This is a genomic window from Vibrio sp. V19_P1S1T109 (assembly GCF_002241375.1).
GTDB lineage: Bacteria > Pseudomonadota > Gammaproteobacteria > Enterobacterales > Vibrionaceae > Vibrio > Vibrio anguillarum.
On record NZ_NDIM01000218.1, the window covers coordinates 1 to 21,166 of the forward strand.

General features: G+C 45.2%; 19 protein-coding genes. 6 read left to right on the forward strand and 13 right to left on the reverse strand.

Features of this window, described 5'->3' with window-relative positions; all coding sequences use genetic code 11:
* Positions 1-304: 304 nt before the first annotated feature.
* Positions 305-2,935: a type I DNA topoisomerase gene (gene topA / locus B9J87_RS10405; protein WP_094150576.1), complete on the reverse strand. Its 2,631-nt coding sequence runs from the start codon at positions 2,933-2,935 to the stop codon at positions 305-307.
* 520 nt (positions 2,936-3,455) lie between these two features.
* Here topA and B9J87_RS10410 point away from each other — a divergent pair.
* Positions 3,456-3,707, forward strand: coding sequence for a YciN family protein (locus tag B9J87_RS10410; RefSeq protein WP_013857082.1), 252 nt, complete (start codon positions 3,456-3,458; stop codon positions 3,705-3,707).
* A 60-nt stretch (positions 3,708-3,767) separates the two neighbouring features.
* On the opposite strand, the gene aroA is transcribed toward B9J87_RS10410, so the two are convergent.
* Positions 3,768-5,048 (reverse strand): 3-phosphoshikimate 1-carboxyvinyltransferase, encoded by a 1,281-nt coding sequence (aroA, locus tag B9J87_RS10415; protein ID WP_094150585.1) that lies wholly within the window; start codon positions 5,046-5,048, stop codon positions 3,768-3,770.
* 205 nt (positions 5,049-5,253) lie between these two features.
* Between aroA and aat the strand changes: the two genes are divergently transcribed.
* The 3 genes from aat (at position 5,254) to infA (ending at position 6,971) form a co-directional block, all read left to right on the forward strand.
* Positions 5,254-5,970 carry a leucyl/phenylalanyl-tRNA--protein transferase gene (gene aat, locus B9J87_RS10420; RefSeq protein ID WP_013857084.1) on the forward strand — a complete coding sequence of 239 codons (717 nt, stop codon included), beginning with the start codon at positions 5,254-5,256 and terminating at the stop codon, positions 5,968-5,970.
* 2 nt (positions 5,971-5,972) lie between these two features.
* The gene (locus tag B9J87_RS10425) at positions 5,973-6,671 is read left to right on the forward strand and encodes an arginyltransferase (protein ID WP_013857085.1); all 699 of its coding nucleotides are present in this window, start codon (positions 5,973-5,975) and stop codon (positions 6,669-6,671) included.
* A gap of 81 nt (positions 6,672-6,752) precedes the next feature.
* Complete coding sequence (gene infA, locus B9J87_RS10430) at positions 6,753-6,971, forward strand: translation initiation factor IF-1 (RefSeq protein ID WP_006075347.1); 219 nt, start codon at positions 6,753-6,755, stop codon at positions 6,969-6,971.
* A gap of 142 nt (positions 6,972-7,113) precedes the next feature.
* Here infA and clpA read toward each other — a convergent pair whose 3' ends face one another.
* Positions 7,114-9,384, reverse strand: coding sequence for an ATP-dependent Clp protease ATP-binding subunit ClpA (gene clpA, locus B9J87_RS10435; protein ID WP_013857086.1), 2,271 nt, complete (start codon positions 9,382-9,384; stop codon positions 7,114-7,116).
* Positions 9,385-9,426: 42 nt separating this feature from the next.
* On the reverse strand, positions 9,427-9,747 hold the full coding sequence (gene clpS / locus B9J87_RS10440) for an ATP-dependent Clp protease adapter ClpS (protein WP_010319243.1): 321 nt from the start codon (positions 9,745-9,747) through the stop codon (positions 9,427-9,429).
* A 473-nt stretch (positions 9,748-10,220) separates the two neighbouring features.
* Here clpS and cspD point away from each other — a divergent pair, with 473 nt between their 5' ends.
* Positions 10,221-10,442, forward strand: a complete 222-nt coding sequence (cspD, locus tag B9J87_RS10445) for a cold shock domain-containing protein CspD (RefSeq protein ID WP_013857087.1) — start codon at positions 10,221-10,223, stop codon at positions 10,440-10,442.
* A gap of 79 nt (positions 10,443-10,521) precedes the next feature.
* Here cspD and B9J87_RS10450 read toward each other — a convergent pair whose 3' ends face one another.
* The gene (locus B9J87_RS10450; RefSeq protein ID WP_026028830.1) at positions 10,522-12,747 is read right to left on the reverse strand and encodes an NADP-dependent isocitrate dehydrogenase; all 2,226 of its coding nucleotides are present in this window, start codon (positions 12,745-12,747) and stop codon (positions 10,522-10,524) included.
* Positions 12,748-13,108: 361 nt separating this feature from the next.
* On the opposite strand from B9J87_RS10450, the gene B9J87_RS10455 reads away from it, so the two are divergent.
* The gene (locus tag B9J87_RS10455) at positions 13,109-13,792 is read left to right on the forward strand and encodes a pseudouridine synthase (protein WP_206208096.1); all 684 of its coding nucleotides are present in this window, start codon (positions 13,109-13,111) and stop codon (positions 13,790-13,792) included.
* A 52-nt stretch (positions 13,793-13,844) separates the two neighbouring features.
* Here the strand turns inward: B9J87_RS10455 and hisIE are convergent, their stop codons facing one another.
* From hisIE to hisG, 8 genes are all read right to left on the reverse strand, one after another.
* Complete coding sequence (gene hisIE / locus B9J87_RS10460) at positions 13,845-14,480, reverse strand: bifunctional phosphoribosyl-AMP cyclohydrolase/phosphoribosyl-ATP diphosphatase HisIE (RefSeq protein ID WP_017043909.1); 636 nt, start codon at positions 14,478-14,480, stop codon at positions 13,845-13,847.
* Positions 14,477-15,250 carry an imidazole glycerol phosphate synthase subunit HisF gene (gene hisF / locus B9J87_RS10465; RefSeq protein ID WP_017044649.1) on the reverse strand — a complete coding sequence of 258 codons (774 nt, stop codon included), beginning with the start codon at positions 15,248-15,250 and terminating at the stop codon, positions 14,477-14,479. The genes hisIE and hisF overlap by 4 nt, the downstream gene beginning before the upstream one ends.
* The gene (gene hisA, locus B9J87_RS10470) at positions 15,232-15,969 is read right to left on the reverse strand and encodes a 1-(5-phosphoribosyl)-5-[(5-phosphoribosylamino)methylideneamino]imidazole-4-carboxamide isomerase (RefSeq protein WP_013857092.1); all 738 of its coding nucleotides are present in this window, start codon (positions 15,967-15,969) and stop codon (positions 15,232-15,234) included. The genes hisF and hisA overlap by 19 nt, the downstream gene beginning before the upstream one ends.
* Before the next feature lie 13 nt (positions 15,970-15,982).
* Complete coding sequence (gene hisH, locus B9J87_RS10475) at positions 15,983-16,645, reverse strand: imidazole glycerol phosphate synthase subunit HisH (protein WP_013857093.1); 663 nt, start codon at positions 16,643-16,645, stop codon at positions 15,983-15,985.
* A complete protein-coding gene (gene hisB, locus B9J87_RS10480; RefSeq protein WP_013857094.1) occupies positions 16,645-17,718 on the reverse strand; it encodes a bifunctional histidinol-phosphatase/imidazoleglycerol-phosphate dehydratase HisB in 1,074 nt (357 codons plus the stop codon). The genes hisH and hisB overlap by 1 nt, the downstream gene beginning before the upstream one ends.
* 80 nt (positions 17,719-17,798) lie before the next feature.
* On the reverse strand, positions 17,799-18,839 hold the full coding sequence (gene hisC, locus B9J87_RS10485; RefSeq protein ID WP_094150587.1) for a histidinol-phosphate transaminase: 1,041 nt from the start codon (positions 18,837-18,839) through the stop codon (positions 17,799-17,801).
* Positions 18,839-20,137, reverse strand: coding sequence for a histidinol dehydrogenase (gene hisD / locus B9J87_RS10490; protein ID WP_094150589.1), 1,299 nt, complete (start codon positions 20,135-20,137; stop codon positions 18,839-18,841). Before hisD ends, hisC begins: the two co-directional genes overlap by 1 nt.
* 5 nt (positions 20,138-20,142) lie before the next feature.
* Positions 20,143-21,039 carry an ATP phosphoribosyltransferase gene (gene hisG, locus B9J87_RS10495; RefSeq protein ID WP_026027608.1) on the reverse strand — a complete coding sequence of 299 codons (897 nt, stop codon included), beginning with the start codon at positions 21,037-21,039 and terminating at the stop codon, positions 20,143-20,145.
* Positions 21,040-21,166: the final 127 nt, after the last annotated feature.

Genomic DNA, 21,166 nt, shown 5'->3' on the forward strand with positions numbered 1-21,166 from the left:
ACGCTATGTTTACTAGGTTAAAGACATAAATATTAATTACACCAAATAGCTCCATTTTAGTTGTTGAACCGACTGAACAATTCACAACATGCTGGTGCAATAAGGCTATCTCCTGTGTACAAGACTCTGAACATCCGACACCCCGCCCGCTCACAGATAGTTCATCATTACGGTCTTACTCGACAAATGTCAAAATATTGGCGATAGATTCACTATGAATTGTATGAATAGTTGAACTTGCTCAAACTCCAGCCAAAAAAAAGGTAGCCCGAAGGCTACCTTTTCGCATTGATCACATTAAAGGCTATTTTTTAGCGTTTTTACGCTTATCGGTAATTTCCCACCGCCCATTATCGTACAACGCCGTCCAACCTGAGGGTTTACCCTCTATCTCAGTGCGTACATAGTGTTCTTTTGACTTACGACTAAAGCGTACAACCGCCGCCACACCATCAGGATCATGTGCAGGCGCATCAGCTAAGTATTGATACTTTGGTGCTAGGCGCTCTTTGAAACGAGCCAATTCTTCAACCAATGGCGCACGTGTCTCACGAGATTTAGGGAAATTGCTCGCCGCAAGAAACAGACCTGAAGCGCCATCACGCAGTACAAAATACGCATCCGAGTTTTCACAAGGCAATTCTGGGAAATGGATAGGATCTTCTTTTGGTGGAGCAACTTCGCCGCTTCTTAAGATCTTACGCGTATTTTTACAGTCATCGCTGGTGCAATCCATGTACTTACCAAAACGGCCATTTTTCAGCACCATGTTTGACCCACACTTGTCACACTCGACAACTGGGCCATCATAGCCTTTAACTTTAAACTCACCGAATTCTACAACGTAACCTTCGCAGTTCGGATTGTTCCCGCACACATGCATTTTACGTGTGTCATCGATTAGGTACGCATCCATCGCCGTTTCACAGATAGGACAACGTTTTTTAGCGCGCAGTGCAGCTGTTTCAACATCTTCTTCCAAGACATTGATGACGCCTTCTTCGTCACCTAGGTTAATGGTGGTTTTACAACGCTCTTTAGGTGGTAGTGCATAACCAGAACAACCGAGGAACACCCCTGTAGAGGCTGTACGAATTCCCATTGGACGTGAACATGTCGGACATTGAATGTCGGTCATCACGATGTGGTTGGGTTTCATACCACCTTGTTCTTCATCCAGTTCAGCCGTTTCTAAATCTGCAGTGAAATCTTTAAAGAAATCGTCCAAGACTCCTTTCCAATTTGCAGATCCTGCTGCAATTTGGTCCAGCTTTTCTTCCATTCGCGCGGTGAAGTCATAGTTCATCAAGTCATTGAAACTGTCATCCAGACGATCGGTGACGATTTCACCCATTTTCTCAGCATAAAAACGTCGCTGATCCACTTTCACATAGCCGCGATCTTGAATAGTAGAGATGATAGAAGCATACGTCGATGGTCGGCCTATACCACGCTTTTCAAGCTCTTTTACCAGCGCAGCTTCCGTATAACGTGCCGGTGGCTTAGTGAAATGTTGTTTTGGATCTAACGTTTGCAATAACAACGTTTCGCCCACTTTCACTGGAGGTAAAATTTGGTCTTCATTCTTACCCATTGGACGTTGAACTCGTGTCCAACCATCAAATTTAAGGATGCGACCTTTCGCCTTAAGGGTAAATTCTGCCGCTTTCACGCTCACCGTGGTCGAATCGTATTGAGCTGGCGTCATTTGGCAAGCAACAAACTGATTCCAGATTAGTGCGTATAGCTTATGAGCATCCGCTTCCATACCTTGTAAATCATCGGCTTTAACATCCACACTGGATGGACGAATCGCTTCGTGCGCTTCTTGAGCGCCCTGCTTACTTCCATAAGCTAACGGATTCTCAGGTAAGTAGGCCTGTCCAAACTCACTCCCAATATAGCTGCGAACCGCTTCGACCGCTTCAGCACTTAAGTTGGTTGAATCGGTACGCATATAAGTGATGTAACCCGCCTCATACAAGCGCTGAGCTAGCATCATCGTTTTCTTCACTCCGTAACCCAAGCGAGTACTGGCTGCTTGCTGTAACGTCGAGGTGATAAAAGGAGCGGAAGGTTTACTGCTGGTTGGGCGGTCTTCACGTTTACACACTTCGTAAGAAGCTTTTTCTAAAATCGAAACCGCTGATTTAGCTTCCGCTTCGTTGACAGGCTTAAACGCTACATCATTTTTTTGCGCGACCAACAGACGGAAATCCGTTTTATCTTGCGTTTTCGTATCAGCATGGATATCCCAGAACTCTTCAGGGACAAACGCGTTAATTTCACGCTCACGCTCAACAAGTAATTTCACCGCCACCGATTGGACGCGACCCGCAGACAAGCCACGCGCCACTTTTTTCCAAAGTAATGGAGAGACCATAAAACCCACCACACGGTCCATGAAACGACGCGCTTGTTGGGCGTTTACACCGTCGATATTCAATTCACCCGGTGTTTGGAAGGCTTGTTGGATTGCATTTTTAGTAATTTCGTTAAATACAACTCGTTTGTATCGCTGTTCATCGCCACCGATGATCTCACGAAGGTGCCAAGCGATGGCCTCTCCTTCGCGGTCCAAATCGGTTGCGAGATAAATGCAGTCGGCATCTTTGGCAAGCTTTTGCAATTCCGCCACTACTTTTTCTTTACCCGGCAAAATTTGGTAATTCGCTTCCCAGCCGTGATAAGGGTCGATGCCCATCTTCTTAATTAACGAACTGCGGTCTTTCTCGCTTTTCAAGCGTGCTTTCTCTTCAGCGCTAAGGTTCTTTGAAGAAGAACTAGGCGTTGCTTTTTTAGCGGTACTTTGACCTGCGGTTGGAAGATCACGAACATGCCCTACGCTCGACTTAACAATAAAATCTTTACCAAGATATTTATTGATCGTTTTAGCCTTGGCTGGCGATTCCACTATAACGAGTGATTTACCCATAATTGACTCAAATGCCCTTAATCATTACGCGAAAGTAAATCGCATGACGTTCTAAATTATTGCTTCTTTTTTTACTATCGAGCCAGTTAACAAGAAGATCAACATGTTTTTTAAAAATAAAATTCAACCACTCAATAATTGGTCAAAATGCAACCAGAGCTCAGTGGCCTATTCTCCGCCAGCCTTCCAACCTAAATTGAGAAGTTTAAAATCGAATCCTGTAGTACTTGTGAGCTTGACTTTCATTGCTGCAGCACTCTACTAAACGTGCTTTGGCGCTCATACTAAAGTGAGTATTATCAGTTCGCGAAATAAATCCAATGAAATATGCCGTAAGTCACACATTCTCATTGCATAAAAAATCGGCTTTCTTGATTAAGCTTAGACGTGACTTCTCTCTTTGGTCAAAGCTTGAGAATCCACTCCATCGAATTTTGCGCCGAATTCTATTTGAAATCATTGAAATTACCTACCCTTTTACGGCACTATCCTCGCACATCTACTCATAGGACCGTAAAAGATGAGCGAAAAACAATCTATTACTGAATTTGATTTGTTACTTATTGCAAACCAAATCATTCAAGAACATGACGCTTATATCGTTGGCATGCGCGCCGATAGCGTTGAAGAAAAAGAGGATGTATTAGTTTTTAAAGGCAACTACTTTTTAGACGACAAGGGGCTGCCAACACCTAATACCACTGCGGTATTTAACATGTTCAAGTACCTTGCCTTGCATTTATCAAAGCAATTCACTCTCGTTCAATCGTAATTCTTGATGAAAAAAAGCCTCATTCGAGGCTTTTCATTATTGGGTTTAAACGCTCAATGCCTAGTGGCTTAGTTTCGCAAGCTGTTCAAAATAATCAGGAAACGTTTTCGAAGTACATTTAGGATCATTAATCGTCACTGCGGTATCGCTCAGTGCAACCAGCGAAAAACACATCGCCATTCGATGATCGTCATAAGTGTCGATTGCCGCATGCAGTAATGACGTTGGTGGTGTGATGATAATGTAATCATCCCCTTCCTCAACCTCTGCACCCACTTTACGCAGCTCCGTCGCCATTGCCGCTAAACGATCAGTTTCTTTAACACGCCAATTATATACGTTGCGAATGGCTGTGGTGCCTTTGGCAAATAATGCGGTCGTCGCAATGGTCATAGCCGCATCAGGAATGTGATTAAAATCGAGATCAACCGCATTAAGCTCTCCACGACGAGCGATGACATAATCATTCCCCCATTCGATGACTGCGCCCATTTTTTCTAGCGCATCGGCAAATTGAATATCTCCTTGGATACTGTTTTTACCAATACCAGTAACTTTTACTTCGCCACCTTTGATAGCCGCCGCCGCGAGGAAGTAAGAAGCAGAGGATGCATCCCCTTCCACCAAAAACTGCCCAGGAGAAACATACGATTGCCCAGTTGGGATCACAAATTGAGTGTAGTTATGGTTAATCACTTTTACACCAAACTGCGCCATGATGTGTAACGTGATATCAATGTAGGGCTTTGAGACCAAGTCACCAACGATGTTGATCGTTATTTCACCATCAGACAGTGGCGCAGCCATTAAAAAGGCGGTCAAAAATTGACTCGAGATTGAACCGTCAATCGCCACGGTTCCAGCTTTAAGGCCGGTTGCCGTAATTTTTAACGGCGGGAAGTCTTCGTTTTCAAGGTACTCAATATCAGCGCCCGCTTCACGTAACGCCGTAACGAGATGACCGATTGGACGCTCTTTCATCCTCGGCTCACCAGTCAAAATGAATTCACCCTGTCCAAGAACTAATGCTGCCGCAAGTGGACGCATTGCCGTCCCTGCATTACCTAAAAACAGCTCAACGGATTGCTCGATGCTAAAAGGCCGACCCAAACCTTTTATTTCACACACCGTTTTGTCGTCTGACAAACGATACTCCACACCAAGTTTTGCTAGTGCGTTGAGCATGTGGCGAATGTCGTCACTGTCTAACAAGTTCGTTAGCTTAGTCGTACCACTTGCCAGAGCGGCAAGCAGTAGTGTTCGGTTTGAGACACTTTTGGAACCGGGTAAATTGACTTGCCCATTAATTTTTTTTATTGGTTGTAACGTGAGGCTTTCCATTCGAGTTGTGTTTCCTTGCATCTTCCAAAGAGCTCCTGTTTGCTCTGGGAAAATGAAAATTCTTCGTACTTGCAGCCTATCTAAAAATAAAAGCGAACTCCAGTACAAATATGGCCTGATAGTAATGATTGGCAAACTATTGAAAAATCCCTACTATCCTCATTCCGTGGCCTTATCTTGATGGTTAACCCAGATCGGATCGAACATGACTATTTACCTTCCTCAACTTGCGCTTGATGATTTCTCTTTTCCTTCCGCTGATGAGGCGCTAGAAGAGCCAAATGGACTGCTCGCGTTTGGTGGAGATTTACAACCAGAACGTATTTATAATGCTTATCGACACGGAATTTTTCCTTGGTATGGCCCACAAGAGCCTATTCTTTGGTGGAGCCCCGCTCCACGAGCTGTGTTTAACCCACAAACTTTTTCTCCAGCTAAAAGCGTTAAAAAATTCCAGCGAAAACATCAATATAAAATAAGCCTTAACCATGCAACTAAAGAGGTAATTACAAGTTGCGCCAACGTAAGACCCGCAGATCAAACTTGGCTAAATGAAGAGATGCGCAGCGCCTACCTCGCCCTTGCGGCTTCTGGCCGTTGTCATTCGGTTGAGGTGTGGCAGGAAGATAAATTGATCGGCGGGCTCTATGGCATACAAATGGGCCAAATGTTTTGCGGTGAGTCGATGTTTAGTATCAAAGCCAATGCATCAAAAATTGCGCTTTGGTATTTTTGCCAGCATTTTCAATCACACGGTGGACAGTTGATTGATTGTCAGGTGATGAATCCGCATCTGGCATCATTGGGAGCTTTCGAATTAGAGCGCGACGATTTTCTCAAATCCTTGCTATCTTTTAGAGATAGCTCTGTCGATGAGCGCTGCTTTACACCCCAGTGGATCACCTTGCCTAATGAAGGATAACCATGAGCTCAGATTTACAGCAAATACGCATCGGTTTAACCAATAACCACCCTTGTAGCTATTTAAAAGATAGACAAGAACGTGTCGCTGTGACTTTAGACTCCGCCATGCAATCGCCTGAGAATTATGAAATTCTACTCGCAAATGGTTTTCGACGCAGTGGGGATACCATTTACAAACCTCACTGTGACAATTGCAACTCCTGCCAAGCATTGCGTGTTTTTGTTGACCAAGTCAAGCTATCAACCAGTCAAAAGCGGTTACTCAAAAAGGCACACGCTTTTCAGTGGCAGTTGAAACCAACCATGGATTCGGGTTGGTTTGCACTCTATGCCCGCTATATTGAAGCGCGACATAAAGAGGGCAGCATGTACCCTCCCAACGAGCAGGAGTTTGAAACCTTTTCCGCTTGTCGTTGGCTAGATACTCAATACCTGCATATTTATCAAAACGGACAACTGGTCGCGATTGCGGTGACGGATATTTTACAAAACAGTGCCAGCGCCTTTTATACCTTTTATGATCCAGAGTCAGATCTGTCACTCGGAACACTTGGCGTTTTATTTCAACTGCAATATTGCCAAGCCACACAGAAACAATGGTTATATTTGGGTTATCAAATTGATGAATGCCCAGCAATGAACTACAAAGTACGCTTTGAGCGCCATCAAAAGCTAGTAAATCAACGTTGGCAAGGGTAGAATACGCCCCAACTTTACATATTTATCTTTTAGCGGCAGAATGCGTCCGTTAAAAATCGCCAAGTTTCTAAAGAGGATTAAATGGCTAAAGAAGACGTAATTGAGATGCAAGGCACTGTCCTTGATACTCTTCCAAACACAATGTTCCGTGTTGAGCTAGAAAACGGCCACGTAGTAACAGCTCACATCTCTGGTAAAATGCGTAAGAACTACATTCGTATTCTTACTGGTGACAAAGTAACTGTAGAGATGACTCCATACGACCTAACTAAAGGCCGCATCGTCTTCCGTGCTCGTTAATCTCTGATTTTCGAACGCAACAAAAAACGGAGCTAAATGCTCCGTTTTTTGTTACTTATAGAACTGGATTAAATGCAATGCATAGAAGAAAGCACGCCTCAGCGTGCTTTTGTTATTAGGTGATAAGCATCGGGATTACCGATTAGTGAACCGCTTCTTCACGAGAACCAATGTACTTAAACTTAAGCTCTTCGCCATCTAAATCCACTTTCACTGTGCCGCCATCGACCAACGAGCCAAACAACAACTCATTCGCTAATGGCTTTTTCAGCTTATCCTGAATCACGCGGCCCATCGGACGAGCGCCCATCTCAATATCGTAGCCTTTCACAGCAAGCCAATGACGAGCATCCTCAGAAACCTCTAACGATACACCTCTCGCATCGAGTTGAGCTTGTAGTTCAACAATAAACTTATCAACCACTTGATGGATTACACGCTCATCCAAACGATTAAACCAGATGATGTTATCTAAACGGTTACGAAATTCGGGTGTGAATACTTTCTTAATCTCTGACATCGCATCAAAACTATTGTCTTGTTGGATAAGACCAATCGATTTTTTCACTGTCTCTGCAACACCTGCGTTGGTTGTCATCACCAAAATGATGTTACGGAAATCCGCTTTTCGTCCATTGTTATCGGTTAAAGTGCCGTTATCCATGACTTGAAGTAACAAGTTAAAAATATCAGGGTGCGCTTTCTCAATCTCATCAAGTAGCACCACTGAATGTGGATGTTTAATCACAGCATCAGTTAGCAAGCCACCTTGGTCATACCCAACATAACCAGGAGGAGCACCAATTAAACGACTCACCGAGTGACGTTCACCATACTCAGACATATCAAAACGCAGCAGCTCAATGCCAAGTAGCTTCGATAACTGCACTGTCACTTCTGTTTTACCCACGCCTGTTGGCCCTGCAAACAAGAATGAGCCCACCGGTTTATTGTCGGCACCTAAGCCAGCGCGTGAGAGTTTGATCGCCTCACTCAATACATCGATAGCGTCATCTTGTCCAAATACCAACATTTTCATTTTTCTATCAAGGTGCTGCAAAATGTCTTTATCGGAAGAAGAGACCGATTTTTCTGGAATACGCGCCATTTTAGCAACCATCGCTTCAATATCGGCCACTCCAACGGTTTTCTTGCGACGACTTGCAGGTGCCAACCTTGAACGTGCTCCCGCTTCATCAATCACATCAATCGCTTTATCAGGCAAATGACGTTCATTGATGTATTTTGCAGAAAGCTCTACGGCCGCACGTAACGCTTTATTGGTGTAACGTACATCATGGTGCGCCTCGTATTTTGTTTTCAGGCCCATAAGTATTTTAGTGGTGTCATCCAACGATGGCTCGACCACATCGATTTTTTGAAAACGGCGAGCCAGCGCGCGCTCTTTTTCAAAGATGTTGTTGTACTCTTGATAAGTCGTTGAGCCGATGCAGCGCAATTTACCGCTGCTAAGCAGAGGTTTGATTAAGTTAGCCGCATCCACCTGACCACCAGAAGCGGCACCCGCACCGATGATGGTATGAATTTCATCAATAAATAGGATCGCGTCCTGCTCTTTTTCAAGCTGTTTCAAAATGGTTTTAAAACGCTTTTCAAAATCGCCACGATACTTAGTTCCAGCGAGTAATGAGCCAATATCCAGTGAATAAATAACGCTATTTTGAATGATTTCAGGCACTTGGCCTTCCACAATACGCCACGCCAGCCCTTCCGCAATCGCCGTTTTACCGACTCCCGCTTCTCCCACTAACAGCGGATTATTTTTACGGCGACGACACAACACTTGAATGGTTCGTTCTAGTTCTTTATCACGCCCAATTAGCGGGTCAATCAACCCTTGCTTTGCCAATTGGTTGAGGTTGCTGGCAAAGCTTTCCAAACGTTCATCAGAACTGACTTCATCAGCTGATTCGCTGCTAAAAGAGTCGGAAGAGGCTGAATTATCACTTGCGCTGGAAGCTTTAGTGATGCCGTGCGAAATGTAGTTGACGATATCTAAGCGACTGATGTCATTTTTTTTCAGTAGGTAAGCCGCGTGTGACTCCTGCTCACTAAAGATTGCAACCAGTACATTCGCCCCTGTGACTTCATTGCGGCCAGAGGATTGCACATGAAATACAGCACGTTGCAGCACACGTTGAAAACTCAATGTAGGTTGCGTTTCACGTGTTTCGTCACTTTCAGGAATAAGAGGTGTGGTTTGATCAATAAAAATATCAAGCTCTTGGCGTAAGGCATCCAAATCCGCTTGGCAGGCTAATAAGGCCTCTCTGGCTGCATCATTTTCTAATAACGCAAGTAGGAGGTGCTCGACGGTCATGAATTCATGTCTTTTGTCTCGCGCTCGAGCGAACGCGCCGTTTAGACTCGACTCTAGTTCTTTATTAAGCATAAGTACCTCCTTAAGGAACCACTTTGTTGCTCCAGCAAGCGACTACGCTTGCTCCATAGTACAAAGCAGTGGATGCTCATTTTCCCTTGAGTACAAAGTAACTTGAGCTACTTTGGTCTCTGCAATCTCGGCACTGAACGTGCCACAAATTGCTTTCCCTTCATAATGCACCTTGAGCATTATCTGTGTTGCTTTGTCGATATCCATCGAGAAGAATCGCTCAAGGATTTCAATCACAAACTCCATCGGCGTGTAGTCATCGTTATTAAGAACTACGTTGTACATCGCTGGTGGTTTAATTGCTGTCTTCTCTTTCTCCAGAAGATCTGAGTCTGGAGTCACCCATTCAAAATGTTTACTCATGATGACCGTATTTAGAGTGCTTCTCTACCTAGTGGAACCGTGTGCCTCTCAGTAACCATTGTGTCGTTGGAATCTATTAATGTTATTAGTGCTACCGACACAGTTGAAAAACAACCCTTACTTAGAGACTAATGCAGCAATTGTATCGCTGCAAATAAAACATTGCTATTCCGAACTATCAACGGCGTAGTTGATTAAAAAGAAAACAAAAGCAACTGCTTTCTTTAACTATTTCATTCTTAACGCCCTATTTAATCGTTACAACAATGTAAACCTGAAAAGTGATTTATTTGCAAATATGTCGAGTATCATACCTTTTGCCTATTGACTGCGCCGAATCATTGACTACATTGGTCAATTAGTGACTAAAAATTTGGCAGCGGCTGAATTGATATTCACATTCGGGTAACGTTTTTAGGATAAGTTTCTCGATAACAACATCAGTAACTAAAATGCAATGAGGGATGTAAAGCATGGCTACAGGTACAGTAAAATGGTTTAACAACGCCAAAGGATTTGGGTTTATTTGTCCAGAAGGTGAGGATACCGATATTTTTGCTCACTATTCAACCATTCAAATGGAAGGCTACCGCACACTCAAAGCGGGCCAACAAGTTTCCTACGAGATTGAACAGGGGCCGAAAGGTTATCACGCTAGCGCTGTTGTTCCAATCGAAGGTCAACTTGCAAAATAATCGCTGCCAAACGTGTATTTGATGAAAAACCCGCCGAACTGGCGGGTTTTTTTATTGCTTAGAGGTGAATAACTGAAGGTTAAGCGCCAATGATCGCGTTCAAGGTTTGGCTTGGACGCATTAGTGCTGATGCTTTTTCAAACACTGGCGCATAGTAACCACCCAAATCACCCGGAGTACCTTGTGCCTGATTCAGCTCAGAGACGATAACCTGTTCATTTTCTTGCAGCTGTTTCGCAATCGGTGCGAATTCCGCCGCTAAATCAGCATCCGCCGTCTGCTCTGCTAAGGCCTCAGCCCAATAGGTTGCAAGATAGTAGTGACTGCCACGGTTATCAAGCTCACCAACTCTGCGCGATGGTGATTTATTGAGATCAAGGAACTTACCAGTGGCTTTATCAAGCGCATCGGCTAGTACTTTCGCTTTCGCATTTCCAGTGACAACACTCAAATGTTCCAAAGACGCCGCCAGCGCTAAAAACTCGCCTAACGAATCCCAACGTAAGTGGTTTTCTTTCTCAACCTGCTGAACGTGTTTTGGCGCAGAGCCACCAGCACCTGTTTCAAACAAACCACCGCCATTCATCAAGGGAACAATCGACAACATTTTAGCCGAAGTACCGAGCTCAAGAATGGGGAATAGATCCGTGAGGTAATCACGCAGTACGTTACCCGTAACTGAGATGGTATCTTTACCCGCTTTGAGACGCTCAAGTGTGAACAGAGTCGCTTCAACGGGTGATAGGATCTGAATATCTAAGCCGGCCGTATCATGATCAGCAAGGTAGACGTTGACTTTTTTGATCAATTCGCGGTCATGCGCACGCTGATCGTCTAACCAGAAAATCGCAGGAACACCAGTAGCTCTGGCACGAGTCACGGCCAGTTTCACCCAGTCTTGGATCGGTGCATCTTTCACTTGGCACATGCGGAAAATATCACCAGCTTCAACAGCTTGCTCTAGCAATACTTTGCCGGAGGTATCCACAACACGTACCGAACCCGCTGCATCGAGGATAAAGGTTTTATCGTGCGATCCATATTCTTCAGCTTTTTGCGCCATAAGGCCCACGTTTGGCACGCTGCCCATCGTGGTGGGATCAAATGCGCCGTGCTTTTTACAAAAATCAATCACCGCTTGATAAACGCCAGCGTAGCAGCGATCTGGGATCAGTGCTTTGGTGTCTTGTTGCTTGCCATCTGGCCCCCACATTTGACCAGAAGCGCGCAGCATTGCTGGCATTGACGCATCAACAATGATATCGCTTGGGACATGTAGGTTAGTAATACCTCGGTCAGAATCGACCATAGCAAGCGGTGGTTGCGTGTTATAAACCGCTTGAATCGCGGCTTCAATTTCTTCTTTCTGTGCTTGTGGCAATGCTTGAATTTTCGCGTAAACATCGCCTAGGCCATTGTTGACATCAACACCTAATGAGTCAAACAACGCGCCATACTTCGCAAATACGTCTTTGTAGTACACTTTAACGGCATGGCCGAAAATGACTGGGTCAGACACTTTCATCATGGTTGCTTTCATGTGCAAGGAAAGCAGCACATCTTGCTGTTTCGCTGCTGCGATTTGTTGCTCAAAAAACTCAACTAACGCTTTTTTGCTTAGAACTGAAGCATCGATAATTTCTTTATCAAGCAGCGCAAACTCTTTCTTTAAGACTTTAGTCGAGCCATCATGGCCGACAAACTCAATTTTGACCTTAGTGTCACCTTCAATGGTGACTGACTTTTCTGTTCCATAGAAATCTTTGTCTTGCATGCTGGCAACATGTGAACGGGATTGCGGTGACCATGCGCCCATTGAATGTGGGTTTTTCTTCGCATAATTCTTGACTGATAATGGTGCGCGGCGATCGGAGTTTCCTTCACGTAACACTGGGTTAACCGCACTGCCTTTGATTTTATCGTAAGTCGCTTTAATCGCTTCTTCTTCGTAGGTACTTGGTTCTTCAGGATAATTTGGTAGGTCGTAACCTTTTTCCTGCAACTCTTTAATCGCGGCTTTCAATTGTGGGACCGATGCAGAAACGTTAGGCAGTTTAATAATATTCGCTTCTGGTTTGGTCGCCAGTTCACCTAATTCGGCAAGCGCATCACTTACACGTTGATTTTCTTTTAAATGTTCTGGGAAGCTGGCAAGGATACGCGCAGCCAGTGAAATATCGCGGGTTTCAACGCTAATGCCTGACGAGGCGGTAAAGGATTGGATAATCGGCAATAAAGAATAAGTGGCCAGTGCTGGTGCTTCGTCTGTGATGGTATAAATAATTGTAGGTTTTTCTGTAGGCATGAAAAATTTCCCTATTTGTTCTAGCAGCACCATTGGATGAAACAGCGCTGTGTGATTGTCCGTGTCAAGTGGGTTAGCATCCTCGCGACTTGAACACGATAGCGTCACTCTTTCAAAAACTGAATCGAATGTCGTTGAGCGTTATCCGATTTTAGTCATTGAGTGAAAATACGTATACACCCAAACCCTTTATTGATACTGAATCCAAATAGCATGGGTTGAGTATAATTAAACAAAACTAGGATAATAGTCTATTATCTTGTGCGTCAATCCTGTTTCTGGGCGCGCAAATCATAGCTTAAATCCAAAGTTCAGAAAACTTTCAAACACACTTCATTTACATTTTTGCAAGGTAGTTAACATGTCATCCCGCTTGCGTCGTGATTCTTCATCAGTATCAAAACCCTCTGGCTCTTCTCATTTTAAACGGCGCGATCCACATCAGCGTTCAACCGCCCGCTCCTCTTCATCTGCAGAAGAGGTAAAAAAACGAGTATCACTTGCTGATCGAAAAGTCATTATCTTTAATAAACCTTTTGATACGCTAAGCCAGTTTACCGATGGTGATGGGCGCAAAACTCTCGCTGATTTTATTCCCGTAAAAGAGGTGTATGCCGCAGGTCGTTTGGACAGAGACAGCGAAGGTTTGATGGTGCTCACCAATGACGGCATCTTGCAAGCGAGACTAACGCAGCCGCAGTCAAAATTACCAAAAACGTATTGGGTTCAAGTAGAAGGAGAACCCGCTCAAAACGATTTAGATAAATTGCGCCAAGGTGTAGAGCTAAAAGATGGCATGACGCTGCCTGCCAAGGTTGAGATTTTGCAACCGCCTACCTTGTGGGAACGTAATCCACCGGTTCGTTTTCGCGCACAAATCCCAACCACATGGCTTGCGATTACCATTACTGAAGGTAAAAACCGGCAAGTACGACGTATGACAGCGCATATTGGCTTTCCAACACTGCGCTTAGTGCGCTACGCGATGGGTGACATTGTTTTAGGCGATCTACAACCCGGTGAGTGGAAAGAAATTACCCTCTAACACCGCTCTCAAAAACGGAAGCCTCTTTATTATTTAAGAGGCTTCACTGTGTTTATTTATGGCGTTCTTTAAGCTTATCAATCACATCACTCAACGCTAATCCTTGGTCTTGCAATAGCACCAATAAGTGATAAATCAAATCAGCAGACTCACACACTAACTCCGCCTTATCGCCCGACGTCGCCGCAAGCGCAACTTCAACGCCCTCTTCGCCCACTTTCTGCGAAATACGCTTTGTTCCACGGGCATAAAGGCTAGCGGTGTAAGAGGAATCAGGGTCGGCACTCTTGCGGGCAGCCAATAGCTGCTCAAGCTGATGAAGCCACACCATTTGAGACTCTTCTTGTGCATCGTTATCCCAACAGGTTGTGGTTCCAGTATGGCACGTTGGCCCAATGGGATTCACTTTGACCAATAAAGTGTCGTTATCACAATCGAGCGCCATGTTTTTCAACTGTAACACATGACCAGAGGTCTCTCCTTTGGTCCAAAGGCGCTGTTTGCTGCGAGAAAAGAACGTCACTTGGCCTGTTTGCGCGGTTTTTTGCAACGCATCTTGGTTCATGTAACCCATCATAAGCACTTGACTTGATTGAAAATCTTGCACTATCGCCGGAACAAGGCCATCAACTTTGTTCCAATCAATACGCTCAGAAAGTGCAACCGCACTCGATACTTGAAAACTCATCGTCTTACCTCTACACCTTCTGCTTGTAAATATTGTTTTAATTCGCCGATATTGATGATCTGCTTGTGAAAAACCGATGCCGCCAACGCGCCATCGACATGAGCTTGTTGGTAAGCTTGCGCAAAGTGCTCCATCGTTCCCGCCCCGCCAGAAGCGATAAGTGGCACGCGACACACAGCACGTACCTTCTGGAGTTGCTGTAGATCATAACCATTACGCACGCCGTCTTGGTTCATCATATTCAATACGATTTCACCCGCACCACGTTTTTGTACCTCTTGTACCCAATCGCAAGTTTGCCACTGTGTTGCTTTGGTGCGCGTCTCATCGCCAGTAAATTGATAGACCTGATACTGACCCGTTTCTTGATCGAAGTAAGAGTCAATTCCGACCACAATACATTGCACGCCAAATTTATCCGCCAAGTCAGTAATCAACTGTGGGTTAGCGAGTGCTGGAGAGTTAATGGAGACTTTATCTGCACCAAATTCTAAAATTCGTGCAGCATCTTCGGCAGATTTAATACCGCCCGCGACGCAAAATGGAATATCAATCACTGCCGCGACACGCGCAACCCAACTTTTATCCACCACTCGGCCATCACTCGACGCGGTAATGTCATAAAATACCAACTCATCCGCACCCTCTTCGGCGTAGCGTTTTGCAAGCGGTACGATATCACCAATGATTTCGTGATTGCGAAACTGCACCCCTTTCACTACTTGTCCATCGCGGACATCCAAACAAGGAATTATGCGTTTTGCCAACATTCGAATGCCTCCTGAGCGGTGAACTTACCATCTAATAAGGCACGACCGACAATCACGCCTGCGACGCCACTGCCTGTTAAGGCTTTGATGTCCGCTAAGCTACCGATACCACCTGAGGATTGAAACTGTACTTGTGGGTACTGTTTGCATAAATCGATATACAATTCAACGTTAGAACCGGCTAGTGTGCCATCGCGGGAAATATCAGTGCACAATACGTGCGTCAAACCAACCGTTAGGTAATCATCAATCAAGGCTTCTATCGTTACACCTGAATCTTCTTGCCAACCTGAAATGGCCACTTTACGTGTGCCGTCTTGATCAATGTTGATGTCTAGCGCTAGCACAATTTTTTCTGCGCCATACTTTTCCATCCATCCTTTGACTAATTCAGGCTGTTTTACGGCCGTAGAACCGACAACCACGCGCTGCGCACCCGCATTTAATAAATCCACCACATCTTGCTCACTACGCACACCGCCACCAATTTGAATATTGGCAGGGGTACTGGCAAGCAGTTTGGCAATCAGATCAAGCTGTCGGGCTGAGGTATCTTTTGCACCCGTTAAATCGACAAGGTGCAACCAGTTAGCTCCAGCCTGATGATAGAGGCGAAACTGCTCTGCAGGGTCCACTTTGTATTCGGTAACTTGACCATAATCGCCTTGAAATAAGCGAACCACTTGGCCATCAATTAAATCTAATGCTGGAATAATCATTGCTAATTCCCTTTTATAATTCCAAGAAGTTCTTGATCAGTGCCGAGCCGGCTTTGGATGAGCGCTCTGGGTGAAATTGGACACCATAGTAGTTACCGCTTTGCAGCGCCGCGGTGAAAGGCTTGCCGTATTCACATTCAGCAATCGTGTATTCACCGACGGGCATGGCGTAGCTATGGACAAAATAGAAATATTCGCCTTGCTCAATGCCTTTAAACAGAGGATGGCCTCTTTCGGCATTGACCGTATTCCAACCCATATGTGGCAGTGGTAAATCGCCTGTATCCATCAGGCGAACCTCGCCGTCACATAACCCCAAGCATTCAACAATGTCATTAGCTTGATCGTTAGCTTGCTGTCCTTTTTCTTCTGACAGCTGACCTAACAGTTGCATGCCTAAGCAGATGCCGAGCAGTGGCTTTTCAACCTGTTTCACCAGCGTGATTAAATCGCGCTGTTGCAGATTTTTCATCGCCTCACTTGCCGTACCGACACCGGGTAAAAACAGCTTATCTGCCGTCAACACCACATCAGGATCTTTTGAAATAGTGACTGGGTACCCCAGGCGTTCGATGGCAAATTTCACGGAAGAAACATTAGCGCAGCCTGTATCAATGATGACGACCTTTTGCGGCTGGCTGCTGTTATCACTCATCGCTTCGCGGACTGACGACATTACAGTACTCCTTTGCTGCTAGGTAGTTCATTGCCTTCCACTTTAATGGCTTGGCGCAATGTGCGGCCAAAAGCCTTAAACAAACTTTCAATAATATGGTGATCATTCTCGCCACTGGATGAGAGATGTAGCGTACAGGCCAAAGTGTCGGTTAATGAACGGAAGAAGTGATATACCATTTCAGTGGAGAGATCGCCCACTTGCTCACGTGTAAAGGTGGCCTCAAATTTCAGATAAGGGCGACCCGATAGATCGAGTGCGCATTGTGCTAAACACTCGTCCATCGGCAACGAAAAACCAAAACGACCAATGCCACGCTTATCGCCTAATGCCTCTTTTAAGGCTTGCCCGAGTGCTAATGCGGTATCTTCAATGGTGTGGTGATCATCAATGTGCAGATCACCATTGACGCTCAACTTCAATTGAAAACCACCATGGGTTGCGATTTGGTCAAGCATGTGGTCAAAAAAACCTAACCCCGTTGTAATTTGATTACCACCCGTTTCATCCAAATTGACCGCAACTTTAATATCGGTCTCTTTAGTGGTTCTTACCACTTCGGCGCTGCGCGCTTTCACGGTTAAGTCTTTAACTATTTCACGCCATCCCATACTTTTCGGATGATACTGAATACCACGGATCGCCATATTTTCAGCCAGTTGCAGGTCGGTCATTCGATCGCCAATCACCACTGATTGCTGAAAATCGACTTTGCCTCCTTGCAGATACTCTTTAACCATCCCCAGTTTGGGTTTGCGGCAAGAGCAATTATCTTTTTCAAAGTGCGGGCAAATCAGCACATCATCAAAGATCACTCCTTGGGACTGAAAAATGTCCATCATCATCGCATGAGGGGCATCGAAATCCGCTTGAGGATAGCTATCCGTCCCCAGTCCATCTTGGTTGGTGACCATTACCAGCCGATAACCCGCAGCCTGCAAAGCCAGTAGGCTTGGGATCACATACGGCTCTAGTTTCAGTTTGTCTAAACGATCAACTTGGAAATCGACCGGAGGCTCAACAATTAAGGTTCCGTCACGATCAATAAAGAGAATTTTTTGCTGTTTGCTCACTGGAATATCCTTTTCTATTGGCCAGTAACGTCACTTAAACGACTGGCTCTTATTCATTTTGGGCTATTTATGGTGCTCGATTACTGATAATAATTGCGAATAAAAGCGAGTGTTTTTTCACACTCTTCACGATTACCGATACTGATCCTCACGCAATTTTCAATCGGAGAATTGCGTAAAATGATGCCGTGATCCCAAGCGGCTTTAAACAATGCATCGCCATCGGGAAATTTCACTAATAGATAGTTTCCCCACCCTTCAAACACAGTTAAATGGGGCACCATATACAACCCTGCTTGTAAGTAAGCACGGTTTGCATTGAGATCCAACACTTGGAATTTGGTACGAGCCAGCCCAGCTTCTGATAACGCTTGCACGGCAATGTCTGCTACCGGAATTGGCACGGGATAAGGTGCAATTACCTTCTGCAGCACATCAATCAGCTCTTTATTGGCCAAAGTAAAACCGCAGCGCAAACCTGCAAGCGCAAACGCTTTGGATAAGGTGCGTAAAATCGCCAAATTCGGGTATTGCGCTAATAAATCAACGGTTGAGGCTTCTGGACAGAAATCAATGTAGGCTTCATCCATCACCACAATAGCGCGGTCTTTAGTCATTTCCAGCAAAGCAATAATATCTTGGCGCTTAACTAAATTGCCGGTTGGATTATTAGGACTACAAACGAAGATCAACTTCACGCTGTCTAAATTGGCACGAATGGCTGACAGATCGAGCTGCCAATCCGCTGTTAATGGCACAACTTTACGCTCGACACCGAACGTTTCAGCGCTAATCGCGTACATACCATAAGTCGGCGGACAGTATAAAATAGCGTCTTGATTGGGCTCACAAAATGCGCGGATCAAAAGTTCAATCCCTTCATCAGCACCGCGTGAGGTCAACACCTGCTCTGGCTGTACCTTGGCATAAGCCGCATACGCATCGATCATAGCTTTGGGTTGGCAATCACTGTAACGGTTCAAACGTACAAAATCGGTTTTGTACTCATTATTGAATGGCGATTCGTTGGCATTGAGCCATACATCACCACAGCCGCCAATACGGCGAGCCGATAAGTAAGGTTTCAGTGCTTGAATTTGCTTACGAGCCAGTTTTTCCATTATTTTTTCGCCTTTTGCAATTTTTCGACTCGAATGGTGACCGCACGTTTGTGTGCATCCAATCCTTCAGCTTCTGCCATTGTGACCACGGTTGGCGCTAACCCTTGTAAGCCTTCTGCACTGAGTTCTTGCACCGTCATGCGCTTACTAAAATCGGCCAAACCAAGGCTAGAATAAGTACGCGTGTAACCGTATGTTGGCAAAACGTGGTTGGTACCCGAAGCGTAGTCACCGGCTGATTCTGGTGACCACTCACCTAAGAAAATTGAGCCAGCGTTATCAAGTAACGGCAACAGCTCACGAGGGTTCCGCGTTTGCACAATTAAGTGCTCAGGGCCGTAGTAGTTCGAGATAGAAACTGCTTGGGTCAAAGACTCAGCGATAATGATCAAACTAGAAGCCAAGGCCTTTTCTGCAATGGCGGCGCGAGATAAGCTTTTTAGCTGCTTTTGCACTGCATCTGTTACTTGATCGGCAATCACCGCTGAAGGGGTCACTAACACAACTTGTGAATCAGGTCCGTGCTCAGCTTGGCTAAGCAGATCAGCCGCGATGAAATCGGCATCAGCCGTATCATCAGCAATCACCAACACTTCCGAAGGACCCGCTGGCATATCAATCGCTGCACCGCGAAAATCATTGCTCACTTGACGTTTTGCTTCTGTCACGTAGGCATTACCGGGGCCGAAGATTTTGTCTACTTTAGCAACGGATTTAGTCCCATAAGCCATTGCTGCAATCGCTTGACCACCACCAATGTTGTACACCTCATCAATGTTACACAGCTTGGCCACGTAGAGGATTTCGTCCGCAATCGGTGGCGGTGAGCAGAGCACCACTTTACGACACCCTGCAATTTGTGCAGGAACACCCAACATTAATACGGTAGAAGGTAAAGGCGCACTGCCTCCGGGAATGTACAAGCCCACCGTATTAATTGGACGCGTGACTTGTTCACACACCACTCCCGGCTGCGTTTCCACTTTGATCGGTTGCAGCTTTTGTGCTTTATGGAACTTAGTAATGTTCTCATAAGCTTGTTGAAGTGCTTGTTTCATCTTGTCAGAAAGACGCTCGCACGCCGCATCAATCTCACAACTTGAAACGCGAATTGAATCCGGTTTCACGCGGTCAAATTTTTCAGTTAACTCAATTAACGCTTGGTCACCTTGCGCTTTCACCTGCGCAATCACGGCGCTCACGGCAGCAGTGACATTGGCTCCTTCAGTAATGGCCGGGCGTTCTAAAATTGAATCTTGCTGAGTTTCACTCAACGATTGCCAAACGACAGTTCTCATCGCCGTTACTCCATCATTTTATCGATAGGTAAAACCAAAATAGAACTCGCCCCTAATGCTTTTAGGCGCTCCATGGTTTCCCAAAATAGGTTCTCGGTACTGACCACATGTACTGCAACACGATTTTTCTCCGCCGATAAAGGCAGCACTGTTGGGTCTTCCGCTCCCGGAAGTAAGTCTTTAATCGCTTCTAATTGATCAACCGGAGCATGCAGCATGATGTATTTGGACTCTTTGGCTTGAATCACGCCTTGCATACGCGTCAATAAACGAGCAATCAATGCTTGCTTATCTTCACTGAATTCACCTTGACGCTGAATGAGTGTTGCTTTGGATTGGAAGATAACTTCAGCCTCTTTGAGGCCATTTGCTTCTAATGTTGCGCCGGTAGAAACAAGGTCAGCAATCGCATCAGCTAAGCCAGCTCGTGGCGCAACCTCAACAGAACCTGTGAGCACACAAGTGCTAAAATCAATGCCCTTTTCATCCATGTACGCTTTGAGTAGCTGCGGATAAGTTGTGGCGATGCGTTTACCCGCCAAATCTTGAGGACCGTTGTATTGCTGATCTTTATTGATCGCGATGGATAAGCGGCAACCACCAAAATCAAGACGGCGCAGTGAAACAAACTCACTTTTCTTATTTTGCGACAAGCGTTCTAAACGCACCTCTTCCAGTTCATTCTCACCAATGAAACCGAGATCAACCACACCGTCCATCACCAGCCCGGGTATGTCGTCATCACGCACTAGCAGTAGGTCGATCGGCATATTGAGAGAGTGAACGACAAGACGCTCACCCATGATATTGAATTTCACGCCGCATTTTTTAAGTAAGTCTTGGCACTCTGAGCTCAAGCGGCCTTTCTTCTGGATGGCAATTCTTAGGCGTTGTGTTTGCATGACAATTTCCCTGTGCAATGTATTGAATGTATTTGGAATTGAGTTAAAGCAAAATGAAAAAACCCTCGGGAGATTTGCGTTCTCCCGAGGGTTTTAATCTAAATGCTTTGACTTAACCACCGGGAGT

What these genes read in the sequence shown, in the direction of transcription:
- topA (WP_094150576.1), bottom strand. Translation starts at nt 2,935, where the DNA reads ATGGGTAAATCACTCGTTATAGTGGAATCGCCAGCCAAGGCTAAAACG.
- B9J87_RS10410 (WP_013857082.1), top strand. Translation starts at nt 3,456, where the DNA reads ATGAGCGAAAAACAATCTATTACTGAATTTGATTTGTTACTTATTGCA.
- aroA (WP_094150585.1), bottom strand. Translation starts at nt 5,048, where the DNA reads ATGGAAAGCCTCACGTTACAACCAATAAAAAAAATTAATGGGCAAGTC.
- aat (WP_013857084.1), top strand. Translation starts at nt 5,254, where the DNA reads ATGACTATTTACCTTCCTCAACTTGCGCTTGATGATTTCTCTTTTCCT.
- B9J87_RS10425 (WP_013857085.1), top strand. Translation starts at nt 5,973, where the DNA reads ATGAGCTCAGATTTACAGCAAATACGCATCGGTTTAACCAATAACCAC.
- infA (WP_006075347.1), top strand. Translation starts at nt 6,753, where the DNA reads ATGGCTAAAGAAGACGTAATTGAGATGCAAGGCACTGTCCTTGATACT.
- clpA (WP_013857086.1), bottom strand. Translation starts at nt 9,384, where the DNA reads ATGCTTAATAAAGAACTAGAGTCGAGTCTAAACGGCGCGTTCGCTCGA.
- clpS (WP_010319243.1), bottom strand. Translation starts at nt 9,747, where the DNA reads ATGAGTAAACATTTTGAATGGGTGACTCCAGACTCAGATCTTCTGGAG.
- cspD (WP_013857087.1), top strand. Translation starts at nt 10,221, where the DNA reads ATGGCTACAGGTACAGTAAAATGGTTTAACAACGCCAAAGGATTTGGG.
- B9J87_RS10450 (WP_026028830.1), bottom strand. Translation starts at nt 12,747, where the DNA reads ATGCCTACAGAAAAACCTACAATTATTTATACCATCACAGACGAAGCA.
- B9J87_RS10455 (WP_206208096.1), top strand. Translation starts at nt 13,109, where the DNA reads ATGTCATCCCGCTTGCGTCGTGATTCTTCATCAGTATCAAAACCCTCT.
- hisIE (WP_017043909.1), bottom strand. Translation starts at nt 14,480, where the DNA reads ATGAGTTTTCAAGTATCGAGTGCGGTTGCACTTTCTGAGCGTATTGAT.
- hisF (WP_017044649.1), bottom strand. Translation starts at nt 15,250, where the DNA reads ATGTTGGCAAAACGCATAATTCCTTGTTTGGATGTCCGCGATGGACAA.
- hisA (WP_013857092.1), bottom strand. Translation starts at nt 15,969, where the DNA reads ATGATTATTCCAGCATTAGATTTAATTGATGGCCAAGTGGTTCGCTTA.
- hisH (WP_013857093.1), bottom strand. Translation starts at nt 16,645, where the DNA reads ATGTCGTCAGTCCGCGAAGCGATGAGTGATAACAGCAGCCAGCCGCAA.
- hisC (WP_094150587.1), bottom strand. Translation starts at nt 18,839, where the DNA reads ATGGAAAAACTGGCTCGTAAGCAAATTCAAGCACTGAAACCTTACTTA.
- hisD (WP_094150589.1), bottom strand. Translation starts at nt 20,137, where the DNA reads ATGAGAACTGTCGTTTGGCAATCGTTGAGTGAAACTCAGCAAGATTCA.
- hisG (WP_026027608.1), bottom strand. Translation starts at nt 21,039, where the DNA reads ATGCAAACACAACGCCTAAGAATTGCCATCCAGAAGAAAGGCCGCTTG.